This is a genomic window from Oceanobacillus sp. NCCP-135 (assembly GCF_059698015.1).
Genome location: NZ_BAAKSZ010000030.1, coordinates 1 through 20,244, shown reverse-complemented (window position 1 = coordinate 20,244; position 20,244 = coordinate 1). Strand labels below are relative to the sequence as shown.

Annotated in this window: 17 protein-coding genes; 4 read left to right on the top strand and 13 right to left on the bottom strand. The window is 33.6% G+C overall.

What is annotated here, in order from left to right; genetic code table 11:
• Positions 1-83 precede the first annotated feature (83 nt).
• The 10 genes from ccsB to AC6HVZ_RS16490 form a co-directional block, all read right to left on the bottom strand.
• Positions 84-1,277, bottom strand: coding sequence for a c-type cytochrome biogenesis protein CcsB (gene ccsB / locus AC6HVZ_RS16535; protein WP_497559251.1), 1,194 nt, complete (start codon positions 1,275-1,277; stop codon positions 84-86).
• Positions 1,278-1,288: 11 nt separating this feature from the next.
• Positions 1,289-3,007, bottom strand: a complete 1,719-nt coding sequence (gene resB, locus AC6HVZ_RS16530) for a cytochrome c biogenesis protein ResB (RefSeq protein WP_047982430.1) — start codon at positions 3,005-3,007, stop codon at positions 1,289-1,291.
• Positions 3,008-3,024: 17 nt separating this feature from the next.
• Positions 3,025-3,603 (bottom strand): thiol-disulfide oxidoreductase ResA, encoded by a 579-nt coding sequence (resA, locus tag AC6HVZ_RS16525; RefSeq protein WP_047982431.1) that lies wholly within the window; start codon positions 3,601-3,603, stop codon positions 3,025-3,027.
• A 181-nt stretch (positions 3,604-3,784) separates the two neighbouring features.
• Positions 3,785-5,992 (bottom strand): copper-translocating P-type ATPase, encoded by a 2,208-nt coding sequence (locus AC6HVZ_RS16520; RefSeq protein ID WP_083443578.1) that lies wholly within the window; start codon positions 5,990-5,992, stop codon positions 3,785-3,787.
• 181 nt (positions 5,993-6,173) lie between these two features.
• Entirely contained in the window at positions 6,174-6,848 is a 675-nt protein-coding gene (locus AC6HVZ_RS16515; protein WP_047982432.1) for a response regulator transcription factor, read from the bottom strand.
• A 5-nt stretch (positions 6,849-6,853) separates the two neighbouring features.
• Positions 6,854-8,227 carry a sensor histidine kinase gene (locus tag AC6HVZ_RS16510; RefSeq protein ID WP_047986217.1) on the bottom strand — a complete coding sequence of 458 codons (1,374 nt, stop codon included), beginning with the start codon at positions 8,225-8,227 and terminating at the stop codon, positions 6,854-6,856.
• 189 nt (positions 8,228-8,416) lie between these two features.
• Positions 8,417-9,598 carry a D-alanyl-D-alanine carboxypeptidase family protein gene (locus tag AC6HVZ_RS16505; RefSeq protein WP_497559250.1) on the bottom strand — a complete coding sequence of 394 codons (1,182 nt, stop codon included), beginning with the start codon at positions 9,596-9,598 and terminating at the stop codon, positions 8,417-8,419.
• A 319-nt stretch (positions 9,599-9,917) separates the two neighbouring features.
• Complete coding sequence (locus tag AC6HVZ_RS16500; protein ID WP_047986216.1) at positions 9,918-10,646, bottom strand: cytochrome c biogenesis CcdA family protein; 729 nt, start codon at positions 10,644-10,646, stop codon at positions 9,918-9,920.
• Positions 10,647-10,661: 15 nt separating this feature from the next.
• The gene (locus AC6HVZ_RS16495) at positions 10,662-11,591 is read right to left on the bottom strand and encodes a F510_1955 family glycosylhydrolase (RefSeq protein WP_047986215.1); all 930 of its coding nucleotides are present in this window, start codon (positions 11,589-11,591) and stop codon (positions 10,662-10,664) included.
• A 72-nt stretch (positions 11,592-11,663) separates the two neighbouring features.
• Entirely contained in the window at positions 11,664-11,876 is a 213-nt protein-coding gene (locus AC6HVZ_RS16490; RefSeq protein WP_047986214.1) for an SHOCT domain-containing protein, read from the bottom strand.
• A 192-nt stretch (positions 11,877-12,068) separates the two neighbouring features.
• On the opposite strand from AC6HVZ_RS16490, the gene AC6HVZ_RS16485 reads away from it, so the two are divergent.
• Both AC6HVZ_RS16485 and AC6HVZ_RS16480 read left to right on the top strand, forming a co-directional pair.
• Entirely contained in the window at positions 12,069-12,671 is a 603-nt protein-coding gene (locus AC6HVZ_RS16485; protein ID WP_047986213.1) for a YdhK family protein, read from the top strand.
• 348 nt (positions 12,672-13,019) lie between these two features.
• Complete coding sequence (locus tag AC6HVZ_RS16480; protein WP_047982438.1) at positions 13,020-14,108, top strand: YncE family protein; 1,089 nt, start codon at positions 13,020-13,022, stop codon at positions 14,106-14,108.
• A 259-nt stretch (positions 14,109-14,367) separates the two neighbouring features.
• Here the strand turns inward: AC6HVZ_RS16480 and AC6HVZ_RS16475 are convergent, their stop codons facing one another.
• Both AC6HVZ_RS16475 and AC6HVZ_RS16470 read right to left on the bottom strand, forming a co-directional pair.
• On the bottom strand, positions 14,368-15,327 hold the full coding sequence (locus AC6HVZ_RS16475) for a metal ABC transporter solute-binding protein, Zn/Mn family (RefSeq protein ID WP_047986212.1): 960 nt from the start codon (positions 15,325-15,327) through the stop codon (positions 14,368-14,370).
• 425 nt (positions 15,328-15,752) lie between these two features.
• Positions 15,753-16,469 (bottom strand): hypothetical protein, encoded by a 717-nt coding sequence (locus AC6HVZ_RS16470; RefSeq protein ID WP_147405201.1) that lies wholly within the window; start codon positions 16,467-16,469, stop codon positions 15,753-15,755.
• A gap of 238 nt (positions 16,470-16,707) precedes the next feature.
• Here AC6HVZ_RS16470 and AC6HVZ_RS16465 point away from each other — a divergent pair, with 238 nt between their 5' ends.
• Complete coding sequence (locus tag AC6HVZ_RS16465; RefSeq protein WP_047986210.1) at positions 16,708-17,964, top strand: hypothetical protein; 1,257 nt, start codon at positions 16,708-16,710, stop codon at positions 17,962-17,964.
• Between the two features lie 108 nt (positions 17,965-18,072).
• Here the strand turns inward: AC6HVZ_RS16465 and AC6HVZ_RS16460 are convergent, their stop codons facing one another.
• The gene (locus AC6HVZ_RS16460; protein ID WP_047986209.1) at positions 18,073-18,585 is read right to left on the bottom strand and encodes a hypothetical protein; all 513 of its coding nucleotides are present in this window, start codon (positions 18,583-18,585) and stop codon (positions 18,073-18,075) included.
• Positions 18,586-19,004: 419 nt separating this feature from the next.
• Between AC6HVZ_RS16460 and AC6HVZ_RS16455 the strand changes: the two genes are divergently transcribed.
• A partial coding sequence (locus tag AC6HVZ_RS16455) for a recombinase family protein (RefSeq protein WP_497559249.1) occupies positions 19,005-20,244 on the top strand: 1,240 nt, incomplete at its 3' end.

The following is a 20,244-nucleotide window of genomic DNA, read 5'->3' as shown; positions in this document are numbered from 1 at the left end:
ACCATTTTCACAGTGATAGTTTTAAAAATGCTTATATTAGGGTTATATTAAAAACAGTTTAAAGTAACATCAATTAATTGCATTTATGCATAGGAATGAAGCCCCGCTATCACTAAATTTACAACAATTAGGTTAAATAATATTATCCCAAAACCTATTATAGCTAGCCACGCTGACTTTTCTCCATGCCAACCGCGTGAAAGTCTTAAATGTAAGTATGCAGCATAGAAGAACCAGGTAATAAGTGCCCAAACTTCTTTTGGATCCCAGCCCCAGAAGCGTCCCCAAGCTTCTTGGGCCCAAATAGAGGCAAAAATTAATCCGCCCAATGTGAAGATTGGAAACCCAATTGCTACTGCACGATAATTGATCTCATCCATTAACTCAGGGTTTACTTTTTTAAGTAGCGGACTAATTGCCGCACCTACACGCTTCCGTAACAGCAACCGAGTTAAACCATAAAGAGCTGACCCTACAACCATTGACCAAATAACACTGTTAAATTTTCTTCCAGCATGAGAACCCTGCATCCATGAAGGGGTTTCGAACCACGGTTTCATTACACCTTCAGTTACTAGAGTGCTTTCATTTGGTGCAGCAATCGCTGGTAACTCATATTCTGTCATTACCCTCTTACCATTTAAATCGTATTCAAATATTGCACTATAATTCATAGCACTAAATACGGAAGAAATAAGGATGAAACCTAATAATAGGAATATGAAATATAAAACTACTTCTAACGAAACAACTCGAGCATCACGTTTACGTTGATCAACTTGGCGAATTAAGTACATTAATCCTGCAACAAAGCTGATAAATAAAATGCCTGATCCTAAAGCAACGGTAGTTACATGAATATATAACCAGTAACTTTTTAATGATGGAACTAGTGGTGCAATTTCTGTTGGAAACACACTCGCATATGCAATGAAAATCATAGCAATCGGTAATGCAAATAAACCTAAAATGTTTAATTTATAAATAAAATAAATAATGACAAACGCTAACACTAAACACATACCAAGGAAAGTCACGAATTCGAACATGTTACTAACTGGAGCATGTCCTGAGGCCATCCATCTTGTAATAAAGTAGATTAGCTGCGCAACCAACCCAAGTATGGTTAGTGTTATTGCTAGTCTTCCGGCAAAACCAGATTTTTTTTGTTCACCATTTTTCTCTTTAATAGTTGCACCGAAAAATAATGTTGCGATTAAGTACAATATGAACGCAGTAAAAAGCATTGTACTACTCGTATTTAATAAGCCCTCCATGATTGTCCTCCCTAATCATCCTCTTTTTGTTCTTCCACCATTTGAATGGAAGTCCCGTCTATTACTTTTTCAATATCCTTTTTAAGTCCAAACCAGTTCTTATTGGTATGAGCTGCTAAAAGAATACCTTCATTTTTTGGATGTATCCAAATTCTTCTATGTTGCCAATACATACCTTGGATGACACCTATCATAAAGATTAGTGTGCCTATTACAAAAAATGGAATAGTATAATCCCTTTTAATACTTAAGCCACTCTTACGGTCAAATTCTATGGAATCAATTAAAATACGATATTGATTTTCACCAGTAGGGTCAATTGAAGGTGCGAATGCCCCGATAACATTACCCATAGGCTGTAGGTCAACAGCGGAAGTGTCTATCCCTAAATCCTCTGCAGAACCGATAACGTCACCTACAAAACTAATCTCAGCATCTTCACTACCAGGAGGAAATAAGTTAAACACGAATGCAGGATTATTGGAATCTTTTGTCTTAGACCTTACCTGATCTTCGGTTAATGTATAATCTGGATAGTATTCAACCACTTCTACTCTGAATTCACTATCAATCTCGTACTCTGTTTTGGGGTCAAATAAATCAACTGTAAATTCCCCTAATGCTTCAGCCTCTGGATCATTCAATTGATAGATTTTAAAAGTCATCTTCGAGAATTCATTTATTTGATAGCCTTGTTGATATAGAGTATAACCACCAAATTTTGCTGGTTCATTCATTCTTATTTCAAAATCATTAATCTTTACTAGATCCCCTTCCACACCGATTACTCCGGGTTCCTCAGCCTTAAAAATCGTAACATTTGTCTGGAAATTACTAGGAATTATTCTCCCCTCTTTTGCAAGAGCATCTTTAAAACGTTTATCATTTATATCATATGTATCTAATATGAATTTCTTATTCTCGATATAATACTCGCTGTCTGTGCCGGGAATGACTGTAAGTTCCCCGTCTCTTACCCAAACATACTCACTTAAATAGAAAAAGGAAGTTGTTCTCAATAATGCTGCAATGAGAATGATAATAAGACCAATATGATTGACATAAGGACCCCATCTAGAAAATCTGCCTTTCTCCGCGACTATATGTCCATTTTCTTCTTTAATTCGATAGCGTTGCCTTTGCAGACGTTCCTTGACTGTATTAAATTCTTTCTGAGAAACTACTTCAGTTTGACTATAAAAACGCTGTCTATTAATAAAGGATTCATGTCGCTTAGCCTTTTGACGCTTTAATGCTCGATATAGTGGGACGAATCGATCAATACTACAAATTACTAAGGATACCCCAATGGATGCTAATATAATGAGATACCACCAGGAACTATATAAGTTGTGAAAACCCAATTGATAATATACTTTCCCAAATAATCCGTAAGTTTCCGGATAAAATATTGCTGGATCTCGTGATATTGCATTTGCTGGAATGTATTGTTCAAGTGGTAATATAGTACCAATTCCGGATGCAATTAATGCAATAACAATTAACCATACACCAACCTTAACCGAGGAGAAAAAACTCCATACTTTGTCAACTATTGATTTGTTAAATGTAGTAGACCTTCTCGCACTTCCTTCATAGCGCATATTTAATAGTTTCTTTTTATCGTTTCCATCAATATGCTGATTTCCTTCTATTGGTTTACCACATGCTTCACAAAGGACAGTACCCTCTGGATTGACATGACCACATTCACATTTTATATGCTTCATTTACATCCCTCTCTGGCTTATGATTCCGTAGGTTGAATTTGTTTAAGGTATCCTTCTAATCGTTCAAGTGAAAGTCCACCTTCTACAACTTCAACTATTTCTCCCTCAGGACTTATAAAAAAGGTACTTGGAAGAGGACCTACTTTATACAAGTCACGAACTTGATCTCTTGTATCGTGTGGTACAGGGAAAGTTAAGTCATATTTATCGATAAATTTATCAACTACGAATTCTGTTGCATCAAGATTTATCGCAATAATCTCTACACCCTTTTCTTGATATTCAGGGTAGAGTGCTTGCATATATGGCATTTCTTCCTCACATGGTTTACACCAAGTTCCCCAAAAATTTAACATAACTCCTTTTCCACTATAATCGCTTAAGCGCACTGTTTCTAATTCGTTATAATTATTAATCTGATTTAATTGGAAATCCGGGGCTGTATCCCCAACCCGATAAATAGTTGTATCTCCTTGCAAATTAGAAACTAATGCAAATATTATGGCCCCTGCCAATAGCACCAAAATAGATGTTCTGAAAATAAAGCGATTTCTTTTTTTATCTTTCTTTTTCCTCTTAGCTTCCTCTAAGCTCATATACGTCAACTCCTAAGCGCTTTTAATTGAAAAGTATTCATAAGTACAATCCGTTTAAGTGTAGGAAAAATATATGCATAAACTGTCAAGATTTAATGAAATCTTTATGACATAAGCAATTGCCAGAATAAAAAAAATGGCTAAACAAGATATTCTTGCTTAGCCACGATATATTATTCGGTTAGTCAATCTTTAATAATTGAGCATTGATGGCACATATTATAGTACTAAGTGACATTATTGCTGCGCCAACAGCAGGTGTTATCACAATCCCGATACTATAAAGTACACCAGCAGCTAGTGGAATCGCAAGGATATTATATCCAGCAGCCCAGCCCAAGTTTTGAACCATTTTTCTACGACTTGCTTTCGACAGTTTAAGGATACTTAAAATGTCTACCGGATTGCTGTTAACTAATACAACATCAGCGGTCTCAATTGCAACGTCTGTACCTGCCCCAATAGCAATTCCCAAATCGGCTTCCGCTAAAGCAGGTGCATCGTTAATTCCATCACCGATCATAGCAACCTTTTTCCCGTCTTGTTTTAAATACTTTACATTGTTTGATTTCTCATGGGGAAGCACTTCGGCAATAACTTTAGAAATTCCTAGTTTTTCACCCACATAATTTGCAACACGGCTATTGTCCCCAGTCATCATAACAGTCTCAATTCCGAGATCACTCAACTCTTTTATAACCTTGTAAGAAGATTCACGGATAATATCAGCGAGTGCTATCATTCCTTGCAAAATATTATTTTTAAGGACAAATACAACTGTTTTTCCTTGTAAAGCTAATTGATCATAGGTTTTTTCATCGAAAGAAATTTTATTGGCTCTCATAGCGCCGGGACTTATAACAGCTATTTCATCTTCTCCTATTTTTGCTACTAATCCCTTACCAGTTAGATTTTGATAATCCCTAACATCATAGGGTTGTAAATTACGTTCTTTTCCTTCTTTGACAATTCCTTTAGCTATGGGATGGTCTGATTGTGTTTCAACAGAATAAGCTAGTTTTAATAACTCTTCTTCACTAATACCCTCAATTGGATGAACATCCGTAACACCAAAATTACCTTCCGTAAGGGTACCTGTTTTATCAAACACCACTCGATCCAATTTAAATGCACTTTCAAACGCTATTCTATTTCGAATTAACAAACCATTTTTAGCTGCAATGGCAGTAGATCTAGATGTTACTAGAGGTGTTGCTAAACCAAGTGCGTGTGGACAAGCAATAATTAAAACGGTAACCATTCGTTCTAGGGCAAAATCTACATCCCCAGTAGTCCACCAGACGGCGAAAGTTATAATCCCTACAACAACAGCAACATAGAATAACCATTTGGCTGCAATGTCGGCAAATCCTTGAGCTTTTGATTTGGTCTTTTCAGCGTCACTCACTAATTTTATTACTTGAGATAGGTACGTATCATTTCCTGTTTTACTTACCTTTATCTTTAAAACACCGTCACCATTGACAGCTCCACCAATCGCTTCCATTCCAGGACCCTTTTCGACCGGTACCGATTCACCAGTAAGCATGGACTCGTCCACTGTAGACTCACCTTCGTATATTTCACCATCAATAGGAATCTTTTCACCCGACTTAACTAAGATTCGGTCCCCTGGCTGTAAATCCTCTACTGTTACTTCAATAATATTGCCTGACTCATCTAATTTGTGAGCTTCTTTGGGCATTAATTTAATTAACTCCTCCAATGCCTTGGAAGCACCCATAAGGGATTTCATTTCTATCCAATGTCCTAGTAGCATAATGACAATAAGTGTAGCTAGTTCAAAGAAGAAATCACTACCCTCGATAAAAAATGCTGTTAAGGTACTGTATACATAAGCAGCCACTATAGCTAGTGTAATTAACATCATCATGCCAGGAGATTTACCTTTAAGTTCATCCCATGCACCAAGCAAGAACGGCTTTCCACCATAGAAAAATACAATAGTAGAAAGTATGAAAAGTACAAGGGTATCCCCCGTAAAGTTCACTTCATAGCCAATAAGCATTTGAATCATAGGTGACAAATAAGAAACTGGTATTGCTAGGACTAATGAAATCCAAAAACGCTTCTTAAAGTCTTCTACCATATGCTCGTGGTGTCCTCCATGTCCTCCATGTCCATGGTGAGCATGGCTATGATTATGATGTTCATGACCGTTATGTTGTTGGTTATGGTCTCTATGGTGCTCGTGTTGTTCATGATTGTGATGTCCATGTTCCATGTGTTCATGTTGATTATGGTGTTCGTGATGCTCATGATTTTCACTACCATTGTGATGTTCATGTCCCATATGTTCTTTATGATTATGGTGATCATGTCCACTATGTTTGTGGTGGTTATGATTTTCATGATGGTGCTTATCCATTATTACCACTCTCCTTTTTAAGATATTCTACTGTTAACATCTACTTTATTTTCTATCCCTATTCACATATTACCATACCCCTGTATGGTATACAATAAAATTGATTGTTTGTTACTACTTTTGTGTGGATTTGTGATAAAATCATGAACATAGACTTTGTTCCAGTGACTAATTTCAATTACTAAATTTTATTAACCCACTTATATCCAAGTCCCCAAACAGTTAGGAAATAATCTTCAATTGGAAAACCCACCTGGCGAATTTTATCGCGAATATTACGGACATGAGAATCAACCGTTCTTCCATCGGTCTGTGATTCATATCCCCAAATTAACTCGATTAATTGCTCTCTTGTGTATACTTGATTTGGTTTTTTCATCAAATACCCCAACATGGTAAATTCTTTAGGTGTTAATTTAATCAGTTTATTATTATAAGATAACTCGAACTCATCCTCATTCCATAATAATCCATTTACCTCTATTTTGTTTGCTGTGCTACTTCTACGTAATAAAGCTTCTATTCTGGCCAATAATTCCTCTTCATCAAATGGTTTGGTAATATAATCATCCGCACCTAATTTCAGCCCTTTAACGATATCCTCTTTCTGTTCACGGGCGGTAACCATAATAATTGGAACGTCGGAATTTTTTCTAATTGTACGGCATAAATCCCAACCATTCATCTCAGGCATCATAATATCAATTAATACAATGTCAAAAGTCTCTTCTTCTAAGTACGATAATGCTTCTTTGGCACTTAAAGCTTTTTTTGATTTATACTTATGTGCTCTTAAATATAATTCTAGCAAATCTAACATTCGCTTTTCATCGTCAACTAATAATACTTTCACCAACCCAATCACCTCTTAAGAAATATATTAACACTGGTTCCTTTTCCAATCTTACTTTGAATTTCAATTCTTCCTTCATGGGATTCTATAATTTCCTTTGCTATTGCCAAACCTAACCCTGTACCTCCACTTTCTCTAGAGCGAGACTTTTCAACACGATATAAACGGTCAAATAAATAAGGTAGGTCCTCCTTTGGAATCCCTTCCCCTTCATCCTCAATAGTTATTTTTATTTCCATTTCATTTTGTATAACCCTAATTGAGATGGTTTCCCCCGGACTCGTATGTTTAATTGCGTTATCTAGAATATTTAATAAGACCTGCTGTATTCTTTCCGGGTCAATATTAGCAATTATATTTTCGGGACAAATAACTGAAAACCTAATATTTCTTTCTTCTAAGCCAGGTCTGATTAGTTCTTCAACAGTTTGGATTAGTTTTCTAAGTTCTACCTTTCTTCTATTTATAATGAATCTATTTTCGTCCATTTTAGCTAATTCAAACAAATTTCTTATTAAAACTGTCAATTGATTCGTCTCTTCGCGTATAATATCAAGATATTCCTTTCTTTCATGAATAGATATATCCTGTTTATTAATGATGTCTGCATACCCTTTAATATAAGTTAGCGGGGTTCTTAGTTCATGAGAGACACTTGCTAAAAATTCGTTTCTATCCTTTTTTAATCGTTCTAAATCATTGGATAACTTCATTATGGTACTAGCTAGTTCACCTAACTCATCTTTTCGGTCTGTATGTAACGATACTTTAGTTTTCCCCTTGCTTAGCTGCTCCGTCGCTTGTTTCATTTTCATTAACGGTATTGTAATAAATCGAGACAGGAAGAATACCGTAATAATTGTAAGAATTACTGTAGTTATTCCTATCCAGACAAATTGATCACTTAAATGATTAACCATGTTTTTAACTATATTAGTATTGGCGAACATAATTACATGGCCATGGTGGTCTCCATTAATATTAATTGGACTATCTGCAGCAATATATTGTCTTTCCGTCCATCGTTGCTCTAAAACTTTTCCACCACTAGGTATTTCTTCGTAATCGGTATGTTCAATAATATCTAACATTTCTTTTTCTATAGGATCTGAGTTTATTAAGACATTACCATCCTCGTCTGTAATAATTACTGCATATTCAGATTCTGACTCCATGATAGCTACATGTTCCATTGTAGAACTATTAAAGTTATTCTCTAAAATAGCACTATGGGTGTTTGCCCTTGCTAATAAACTGTCCATTACCTCTTCTATTCGTTCATTTGCGATAGTTGTATAGAGAATAAAATAAACAAGAATCTCGATGATTAGTATAAAAACAAAAAACAACATACCAATTTTAAGCGATAGTTTGTTAAACATAAAAGACCTCTTTTACAGTATAATGACGGGCTAGTGTAATAAGAGTTGTAATTTGGATGTTTCTTCACCAAATAAACCCATAATAAATGATAATTATTCCAATTTTGTGGCAGTAGATTTTTCATTTTCACTTAAAAAAATTTGTATCTATCAGTATACTTAAATGCATTTTATTTGAGAGAGTTATTATTATAATACTTTTCGATTTTGATAATACACTAGGCCCAATATCCCAAAAGATAACATTAATACAATATAAATCAACTCATTCATATATTTACTAAATAAAAATATACTACTTTCTTTATTGTTCCCCTTAACAATATCATTTTTTCCCTGAGTTGTATTATTTGCTAATTCTTCTACTTGAGTACTGCTTAACTGTGTCGAGGCCAAAATTTCATTTTCCTCAGTAATAATATTTAACACACCGCTATTATTTGCCTCAAATTTTACCTGCTCATTAATCAAATGAGTATAATAGTAATCCTTTGACAATTGATATTCTTTATTTTCAACTTTAAATGTAGTCCCAGCGGAGACTTTCGAAGTTTTATAGTTTTCAAATGCATAGTTTAATAGATTTGTTGTGTCTGTATATGCCTCCATTTCGTGTTCACTATTCAAGGTAATGATGATTAAGCTAAGATTATCTCTTTCGGCAGTTGTAGCTAATGTATAACCTGATTCTTCTACAAAACCTGTCTTCCCCCCTGTGATACCCTCATATGGTATTTCCCTCATTAGCTTGTGATGCGTATAAAGGGTGGTATCCCATGTCTCGCCATCCCAATTTACTTCTTTTAACGCAAAAATTTCTTTAAATGTTTCATTTTCAATGGCGTACTGTGTGATTTTAGCCAAATCTTCTGCAGTTGTTAAATGATCTGTATTAAATAATCCATGTGGATTTATAAAGTTTGTATTTTGAACCCCAATCTTGTTTTCTAAATATTCATTAATATCATGGGAAAATCGCTCAGTACTACCACTCAGATGTTCTGCTATCGCTACACCTGCATCATTCCCCGAATTAACTAATAACCCCTGTACAAGCTGTAATAAGGTTATTTTTTCCCCCTCTTCCAAATAAACACTAGATCCAACTGTACCTCTGGCGTTTTCACTAACAGTTACAACTTCATCTAGGTTGCCATTTTCTATGGCATAAATAGCTGTTGCAATTTTAGTTAAACTTGCAGGATACATTTTTGCGTTCGAATTTTCCTCATATATAACTGCACCAGATTTTGCTTCAATTATAATTGCTGCTTCACTGTTTAGGCTTGGAGGAGATGTATTAGAATGCCCAAAAGTCACTATTGGTAAAAGTAAGTTCAATACAATTAAATTTGTTAAAATAAAACCCATCTTTTTCATGTTATCACCCGATTGTTGTAGTATTTTAATTCTTTAGGCCAAGTATTCTTTGTAATTTTATAACTTATTTGTGCAGAAAATGTGAAAAAGACGGTGTGAAATATTTATTTAATTATTGTTACTTACATGTAATAAAACTTGTTAGCCAGGGTGAATTATTTAGATAATTAATATAAAATTAAGTAATATTATGGATGAATCTAACTAGAAAAACCTACTGAAGACTTTTCAGTAGGATTTCTTTGTAGTACCAATTGTAAAATAGAAATTCCCAACAAACATTTGTCTCGATTTATTTTACTTGCTATATTTATACCCAATAGGTTAAAGTATCAAAAATACCTATAACCAGTAGTATTACACCAGCAACCTTTTGAGTTACAGCACCTATTTTCCTGCTTTTTTTGAGAATTACACCACTTGCCCCAAAATACCAAATCAGAAATATTACTAGTATCAGAGGTAATGATGTACCTATCGCAAAAATAGATGGTAATATGACTCCATATGATGTAGTCAGGACAACTGGCATTAGTGTTAAAATAAACAGAATAAACATTGTTGGACAAAATGCTAAGGTAAAACTTACACCCATTAAAAAACTCCCCAAATAGCTATCTTTTAACCCCTTTGGTAGTTTAATTACCCCTAGTCCCCTATTAAATCGAAATAAACCAATCATAAATAATCCAATAAGGATAAGTAAAGGCCCCATAGCTTTTCTAACAACAGGAAATAATTGTGTTAATGAACTATTTGCTTCCTTCCCAAGTAACCAAATTATAATTCCGAGTGCAGAAAAAACTAGAATCTTACCCAGAATAAATAAAAACACATGCAACCAAGGAACCTTATCTATTAAAGATTTATTTCCATAAATAGTAATAGCACTTACATTACTCGTTAGCTGGCATGGTGCAACAGCTCCTACTAATCCTAGAAAAAAGGCAAATAATAATGGAATATGCTCAAAACCATACGCAAGCCCATGAATCGGTCCACTTAACATTCCACTAATTTGATTAAATAGATCAAACATTTCTTTTCAACTCTCTTACTTTACTTTGCCATTTTCTAAAAGTTGATTCCAAGTTTCTCCACCATCATTTGATAGATACGCTTGCCCCTTTACTGTATAAATGGCAATTTCTTGGGCATTTTGAGGGTTTTGAGCAATATACACAGGACCATCCTCCGTTAAATCTGGCAAATTAATTTTTTCTTCTTCCCCATTTGTTAGATTATGTTTGACCAATGATGGAACAGTGCCATAACTTGCATAATATAAGTTTTCTTCGTTAAAAAATACTGCTGTACCTTGGGCGGAATCTGTTATTATCTCAAAACTTGTTCCAGCGTCTTTTGAAATATAAACACCAGTTGAAGTCGCTGCTGCAACATAGTTAGAATCAGTAGGATGAATCGCCAATGCAAGGATATCTCCTTCAAGACCGGAAGCTTCTACACTCTCCCATGATTTTGTATCATCTGTGCTTAGATAAAGTCCCACTTCCAACTCAGAGTTTTTAGATGGATTCATTAGGAAAATATCATGACTTTGATATCCAACCGCCATTGCATGGAAATCTGTTTCACCTTCAAACTTTAAGCTCTCTAGTGTTCTCCCACCATCAAAACTTCTTTGTATTCCAATCGGATTAGGTAAATCGGAATCTTTACCCGGATGTCCCGATGTATAAAAACCTTTATCAACAGCATTAAATCCCATGTAATCATTATTATTTTTCGTAGTTTCAAACCAAGTACCATCGCGGTATATTTTTAAACCAGTATGAGTAGCAAAATATAATCCATTGTCATCACCGGCATACCCCATACCATGTACATGATCGACAGTACCTTTAAAGGAGGCTTCAAATTCCTTATTATCGCTATTAGTACAACCGGCTATTAGTAATCCTATTATTATGGTTAGTATAATCGTTGCTTTTCTTATCACTTTATCAATGTCCTCAACTTTCATATTACATTTACTAGACTTACATTAATCACTAATATTTTATATAAAGGAAATTTAAAAGACAAATACATATTTCTACATTTTATTTTCTAAAACAGATTTCAACCGTTGATATTCAGCTTCATCTATTTCTCCTTTTGCTAATCTTTCCTTTAAAATATCAATTGAATCCCTTTTTTCTCCTCCTTTTAAGTAATTTGATATGAGGTAAAAACCAATAATTATTAAGACTATCCAAAAGGTCATCATAACTAACATGGGCAAATTAGATCCATGCATGAAATTCATTATTTCCACCTTCTTATATTAGGTATCTACAATAAGTATACAATTAAATTATCAAGAAAATATGCAAAACATGATAATAATTTTATGTTGAAAGGTATGATTTTAATGTAGTTGTAATATTATCTGCATATATTTTGCATATTTGTAGGGAATCGTAATAAAGAACCTTGAAATGAAAGGAGTAACTATCATATGATTAACAAAATATTAATAGGTATTTTCACACTAGCCTCCATATTCGTATTAACCGCATGTGCAGACAATAATAACGAAACAAATCAAGATGAAGGAGCGGAAATGGATATGGATTCTGGCACAACCGGAGAAAACGAAACAGAAACAGATCCACATGCTAATATGGAACACTCAGGTTCTGGAGAAGTACCCGAAAATCTTCAAGTAACGGAAAACCCTACATATGAGGTTGGGAGTAATGCTATTATTGAATCAGACCATATGAGTGGTATGAAAGGTGCCGAAGCAACTATTGTTGGTGCATACAATACAACAGTCTATTCTATCTCTTATACTCCATCAAACGGTGGAGAGCGGGTAGAAAATCACAAATGGGTCATTCATGAAGAAATTCAGGATGCTGGTCAAGAACCATTGGAGCCAGGGACCGAAGTTACTATCGAGGCAACTCATATGCAGGGAATGGAAAGTTCTACTGCGGTGATAGATTCCGCAGTAGAAACTACAGTTTATATGGTTGATTTTATGCCTACCACAGGTGGCGAGATGGTAACGAATCACAAATGGGTTACAGAGAGTGAATTATCACCAGTTGAATAGATTTATGTCACTAAGGGCTGTTAAACTAACAGCTCTTTTTGTTTAGTTAAAAGCACCAAATTAGACACTTCATAGGGTTAATAAACTATTCCCAATTAGTAATTAGTAATTAGTAAATCATAATTTTCCATCAAATAATCGGAGAGGATATTTTATATATCGACAAATAACAATATAAATAAAACGTTAAAAATATAAAAGTATAAACACTAAATTTGCAGAAACTATGAATTTCAATAAGTTGTAATCATTTTGACCACTTTTTTTAAACGAGTGATATTTATCACATTTAGGGTCACCTAATCTCCTTATTATGACTATAGATTCACAAAAAGGAGGAAATTTTATATGCGAAAAATATCAATTAGCATATTAACTTTATTAGCTTTTGTATTAATACTAGCGGGCTGTGGGGAAACTACACCGACCGAATCTGTTTCAAAGGAGACTACTACTACAGAAAAAGAGGTTTCCGATACAAATGAACAAGCAACAGCGGATGACACATTAGGGAATTTTATATTTACAGCTGACGAAGGTGGTAGTATTACTAAAATAAATGCAGAAACAGATCAAGTTGTATCATCCATCAAACTAGAAGGTTCCGTACACAATGTTCAAGTTTCACCAGATGGTAAAGTTCTTGCCGCAACACTAGTTCCTCAAATGAACCATGGGGATCATGGAACGATGTCTATGAAAGGGTCAGTTCTCTTTTATAATACGGAATCAGATGAGTTAATAAGTAAAGTGGAAGTTGGTAATCATCCTGCACATGTTGTATTCACTAATAATGGAGAGTTTGTACTTGTTGCAAATAATGAAGACAATAATGTCTCCATCATTGATACTTCAAATTACTCTGTGGTGCAAACAATTGATACCGGTAAAGGACCACATGGGTTCCGTATATCCAAAGATAGTAGATTAGCTTATATTGCAAACATGGGTGAAGATAGTGTAAGTGTTATAAATTTAGAGACTATGAAAGAAGAAAAGAGAATTAAAGTAGGAGCAGCTCCTGTCACCGTTGGTATAACTTCTGATGGTAAAACATTAGTTGCTACATTGAATACGGAAAATGCACTTTCCATTATTGATTTGGAAACAGATACAGTTGAAAAAGTATCCGTTGGGCAAGGGCCAGCACAAGTTTATATTGATCATAATGACAAATTTGCATATGTAGCGAATCAAGGTACAGAAGATGCTCCTTCTCATTCAGTATCCAAAGTCGACATTACAACAAAAGAAGTGGTTTCAACAATTGAAGTAGGTAATGGTTCCCACGGGGTTGTTACAAGCCCTGATAGTAAACTCGCATATGTAACAAATATGTATGACAATACAGTAAATGTAATTGACACAGAGTTAAATGAAGTTATTAATACTATTGAAGTTGGAGAGATTCCCAATGGAATTAGTATAATGCCTTAATTCAAAATAAGCATAATCTATCCTGTAACTATAGCAAAAGCACTATTTTACTTGCTATATTTTTAAAAGGAAAATGTGAAAAAGAACTGTAGGGATAATATTAAATAATAACTATTGAAGCGGTTCTTCACTCTACGGGCAAGGTTAATGAAAGCAATGCTTCCCATTTTTATAAATGTATCAGAGTGTTAAACTATGAAAATAGCAACTACCTATTGTATGTCTATACCTGACATACAATAGGTAGTTGCTTTTAATATTATTTGGTGGCTATATCAAGAATATCTAAATTGTAATTCATTAGGGAAATATAATCCTCGTTATTTTCAATATCTTCCTCAGTTAAAACAGACAAGTTGTGAATGGTTAAAGCCTCTGCGCCAATTTTCTCTTGGATTATTTCTGAAACACGATTTGTACTGTTTTGTTCATAAAGAATATGATTTAAATTGAATTCTTCGGCCTGATCAATTATTTTGGTTAACTCTTTTTGTGACGGTTCATTACTTGATGATAACCCACTAATAGGTATTTGTTCTATACCATAGCGTTCTTCCCAATATCCAAAAGCGGCATGTGCTACAAGAATATGTTTATTTTCTTTTGCTTCTAACACTTCCGTAAATCTCTCATCTAATGTAATCAACTCTGCTTCTAATGCTTCAAAATTTTCATTGTAAGTAGCTTCTTCATCCGGGTTTAATGTAATAAGTTCATCCTTTATTATTTTTGATAGTTCAATCATTCTGAGTGGATCTAACCAAATATGTGGATCTTGTGTACCATGATTATGACCCTCATCAGATTCTTCTTCATTCTCATGAGAATCATCCGAATGTTCCTCCACGTCCGCCATGAATAATTCATCATGCTGTCCAATCTCAATTAATTTAACACTTTGAGAGGAAAGTGAATCTGCAGCAGTTTCTGCAATTGCCTCTAATCCAGCACCTAAATAAATAAATGCATCACCTTTTGCTATTGTAATCATATCTTTTGATGTAGGTTCATACGAATGAGCATCTACCCCAGGTGGGTAAACTGTTTCAACTGACACTGTGTCTTTGGCAATCCTTTCAATAGCATATTCAATTGGATAGATCGTCGTATAGATAGTAAAATCCGAACTTTCTTCTGTGGTTGCTCGATTGGATGGCGAACAACCAATTGTAATGATTATAAGTATTAAAGCTATTCCAACTCCCTTAAAAGTTTTCATTTCTCAATGCCTCCTATTCTTTTCATTGCTATTTAACTTTTATATCATATCGTAATGATTACGGTTTGTAAATAGGAATGATTACGATTTATCAACTAATGTTATTTATGGCAAGCACAGAATAGGAATTAATCATCTTTGGAGCCAGGGGTCGAAGTTACAGTCGAGGCATGCAGGGAATGGAAGGTGCTACTGCGGTTATAGATTCAGCACAGGAACAACAGTTTATATGGTTGATTCCGTTCCTACAACTGGTGGAGAATAAGTAACGAGTCACAAATGGGTTACAGAAGATGAGTTTTCCCTTGCCGAATAATTTTTATTACAAAGGGCTGTATTACTTTACAGCCCTTTGCTTGTGGAGAAACCTCTGTGTTTTTCCTACAGGTAATTAAAATTTTTAACAATTCTAATTCGCGACAATACTACTCAGATAATTCATCTAACATTTTTACTACCCTATGGCTGCGTTCGATATTTTGATTAATACAAGCCTTTAGTAATTGAACTCTGTCATTTTGTGATTCCACAATGTTATCCTCTAACCCATTAAAGATTCTCTCATTGGCAAAACTATAATCCCCAAACAAATAATCTACAATACTTCTATTTAATGCCCTCAACTCTTTTATATCAAAACAATCTTGATTACTCATCGTTATACAACTATGAAGTAGTGAGATTATTTCTCTAAATGCATCCTTCTTATTCGTAATTTCTTCTTCAGTCAGGTCTTCAAATGATTTTCCAGTTCTTGATAGTGTCATATAAGTTAAAAGCCCAAACAGTATTGTTTCTATACTATCTTCACTAGCTATGCCCATATTATGTCGATTATCAAAATGATCTTTTATTTTTTCAGATGAGTATAGAAAAAATTCTTCTAAGAAATTATAGTCCCATGTATCCAAAACGTACTTCGAATTCCCTGTGATAAAATCTACTGAAGTATTAAAGAAATTTGCTTGTCGAATGGTATCTTCTAACGTTGGAGTTTGTTCATTGTTTAAATATCTTTGTAAGTTTAACTGGTTAAGACCTAAGTTCTCAAATAATAAATTGTCAGAGATATTAAAGCCATTAACTTCCAACAGATGCTGTAGTTGATTACCTATCTTTATTTTTGATACTTCGCAATTCATTAACATTCCGCCCTTCATTCACCTCTTATTATTGTCGTAATTATACGCGGATAAGTGATGATTCACAAATCGATTATGTCGATGATTAAATAAAATTAATAGGCCTCTCTATAAATTTGATTCGAGCTGGGATTTGTTTTATAAATAAATTGTAGGATAATACAAAAATAATTAAAGCATTACTTTAAAGTACATATAACAATCAGCCTACCACGTAAATTTTAAGGAGGTTGATATTATGGAAAAGTCCATTTTCGAAGAAAGTTTTTGGGTAAAAACCCTAAAGCAAGAAGAATTATTAAGAGAGTTACTAAGAATTTGTGATAGTGGAAAAGTTTATTTTTTGACTAGTGGAGAATGGGTTTTCACAAAAGAAAATTATGATATACATACTAAAGATAGTGAGGATATTCCTATATTCCATCTGGATTCCGAGTGTTTAAAATCTATTGGTAATATTAATGTGGATAATGTTATTTTTAATATCCTTAGAATATTTCATCTTTACGACATCTACTGTGAAGGTTATCTACGTTCTTATGAGGGATTTTTAGAGTTTGTTCATAAACAGTTGGAAACAAAAATACCGAACATCCTTAACGAAAATAAACTTGAGACTTTAAAAGAGACCTACCATTTAAAATTAGTTGAGGAAGACTATGCATTCAACTACTATATTTCATGGAATAGTTCATTCGATTTTAAAATTCTTTCTAACAATTCGATACTAGGATATACAGATTATGACGGGCTAATGAATTACCTAATAGAAGAGGAATCAATAAATATAAAAGACAAAATGGTTTTCTTTAATTTTTGTGAGGAAATAAGGAACCTACAAAAGTATTTCTACAAAAAAACAAAATCAAAATATCATAGTCGTTTCTATACTTCTTTTCATGAACTTGCACTGATAGGTAAAGAAGTCCATTTTAATAGCAAAACAATATGGGCCGATAGGGACTCACCTGTTAAAATCAAAGATATTTTTAACCATTTTGGAAAAGATAGTGCTCACCTTAGACAAAACGATTTAGAAAAATATATAGATATTTTCCACCTAAATCCACACTATGATTGGTACGGACAAATAGCAATTTCTGATGTTTATGATGTGGTTGAATCCGTAATAAATGGTGAAGTTAAGGAGCCATTTTCAATTAGGAAGATTAAATGTAAATATACCCATAAGTATAAATTCAATTTTAATTCTAACTACATCATAGAGTGGAACTATCAAGAAAATTGTTATAGACTAAAGCATTTAGAAAATGGTTCATATGAATACTTCAATGGCATTATTGAGTTTATCTTTTTCATTCATGATGAGGTTAGAAACAAAGAAGAATCTATTAAAGAATGTACATTAAACGAAGTAGAGAGTTTCATAATCAAAGTATTTGAACAAGACAAGAGTAATCCTGAATTTGCACGACTTGTCGAGTACTTATTTGAGGGTGATATTGTGATTACAAGCGAAGATCTACCATTTTAAAAATCCACATTTGTTTTTATATTAAAATAGCTGTAGGTTAAATGATGAGCTGATATTTTTTAATCAGTACATTCACCCTACAGCTATAAATATAGCAAACAAATTATTTTAATAAAACATAAAATATCCTAGTATTAAAGAAATTGGGATACTAAACACCAATACCTTTCCTTGCCAAGGAATACCTTTTTTAATTTCACTTTCCTTATAATTTTTTTTAGCCAAAATATATCCTCTAAGAATACAGAACCAAAAAAATCCCCCACTCATTAGAAACAATAGGTAATATATACTAACAATAAAATTATCTGTTAAAATAAAAATCGTAAGACTAAGTAAACTGTAGGTAATGAATTTACCAGTAAAAGTACTGATAACAAAATACTTTGGAATTTCCTCCTCTAATTCCTTTTCTTTGATAGGATATATATTTAAAACTAAATTGAAAATCACCCCACCCAAAAACAATATCCCTAGAGAAAATATATAATAATTTATGGCTGGTATTCTGTAATGCAACCACATCATCGGTAAGCATATTGTTGTAAAAATTCCTGAATAGTAAATCATTATAGCTAGCAAAGCCAATTTGTGCCACAGTGAATCAATCACTTTCCCCACGGTCATTCACCTCCATTTAATTTAAAACTATTCTAACGCGCTTTCTTTAATTTCTCCGCAATAAAATAAAAGAGGTAAAGACCTTGCATTTTGAGTTGATTAACTGACCTAAAATAGACGGATAAGTACCAGCAATCAAAAGTTTTAATTCAAAACCTCAATTATTTTCATAATCGTGATTACTTATAATTCTTAATTTATCTCATTAGCAATGTAGTAGTATAATTGTTTTATCTGAAGTGTTGTCCCCTTTATGCTAAACTTTTGCGCAAAAGACAAGGACAAAGTATTATAAAAGAAGCAAAGATGTACCTGTAATCCTACTTATTTTTATACATAGGTGATTATATACTTAAGGTGATAACTCTGATTACAGAAGGATATTAGCCCTAATTCTTGGTGGAAAAGGAGGAGATTTGTTGAAATTAGGTGCTGCTTATATAAGAACAAGTGTAGATAAAACAGGAAACAAAATTAGTCCACAACAGCAGTATAATGCTATTAAAAGTTTTGCTGACAATAACTCCATTACTCTTGTCAATGAAGGTTATTATGATGAAGATGTTTCTAGCGAGAATTTTGAAGACCGTCCTGCTTTTCAACAATTACTAAAGGATATTGATACTTACAATATTACATATTTAATTTGCTATGACAGTAGCAGATACACACGGGTAGTTAAGGACTTTATAAATATGACTACTAGCTTGCAGGAAAAGGGTGTTAGTATATTCTTTGCGAATAGTGGTAAGGAAGTAAACCTTCTTGATTGGAACAGTAATACAATGATGGATTTAATCCAGTCTATATTTGATCAGAATATGCGTGAAGACGTAAGAAAGAAAGTATCTGCAAATATGAATGAGCTCGTTGATATGGGATGCTATGTTGGTGGTACAATTCCAATAGGACTCTCGATAGAAGATGTTGAAATTGGTGGGAAGAAAAGGAAAAAATACTGTTTGGGTGATAGAAAAGAAATTCAATTGGTTAAAAATATCTTTAAATGGTATTTAGAAGACGATAAAAGCCAAAGTGAAATTGTACGCTTAGCAGACGAAGAGTATGCTGATATTTTAAATGAAAATGAGTTAAAAAAATACCGTAAAAAAGGATCAGAAGAAAATTACAAAGGGATATACTTCAACAGCAAAAAAGTCTGGAGAATTCTTAGAAATCCATCTTATACTGGTTATATGGTTAAGAATAGAAGAAAAAGAATTACTAAGAAAAGAAGATCAGATAATCCAGTTGAGGAATGGTATTGGAGTAAGAATTTTAGAGAAGGAAAGGAACCTGATTTCACTCCAATTGTTCCGTTTGAAACATGGGAGAAAGTTCAACAAAAACTACAGGAAAGAAAGCCTAAACAAAAGCACTATGACCCTCAAAGAGAAAATAGTCCCTATTTACTTTCCAGTATGTTGAAATGTAATGAATGTGGTAGAGCTATGAATGGCACATACACATTGGGAAAAGTAAAAAAAGATGGGACACGTTCTAAGTTTTATTATTACAAATGTGATGTAGCAATAAAAAGTAAAGGTCAAAACTGTAGTAATAAGAAATTGGTGCGTTGTGAAAAGGTTGATAGAGCTAATTGCGATGTCTCAAAGTGCAAGTGTCCCAAGGTGTTAAGGACAAGGCTAATTTTATTTT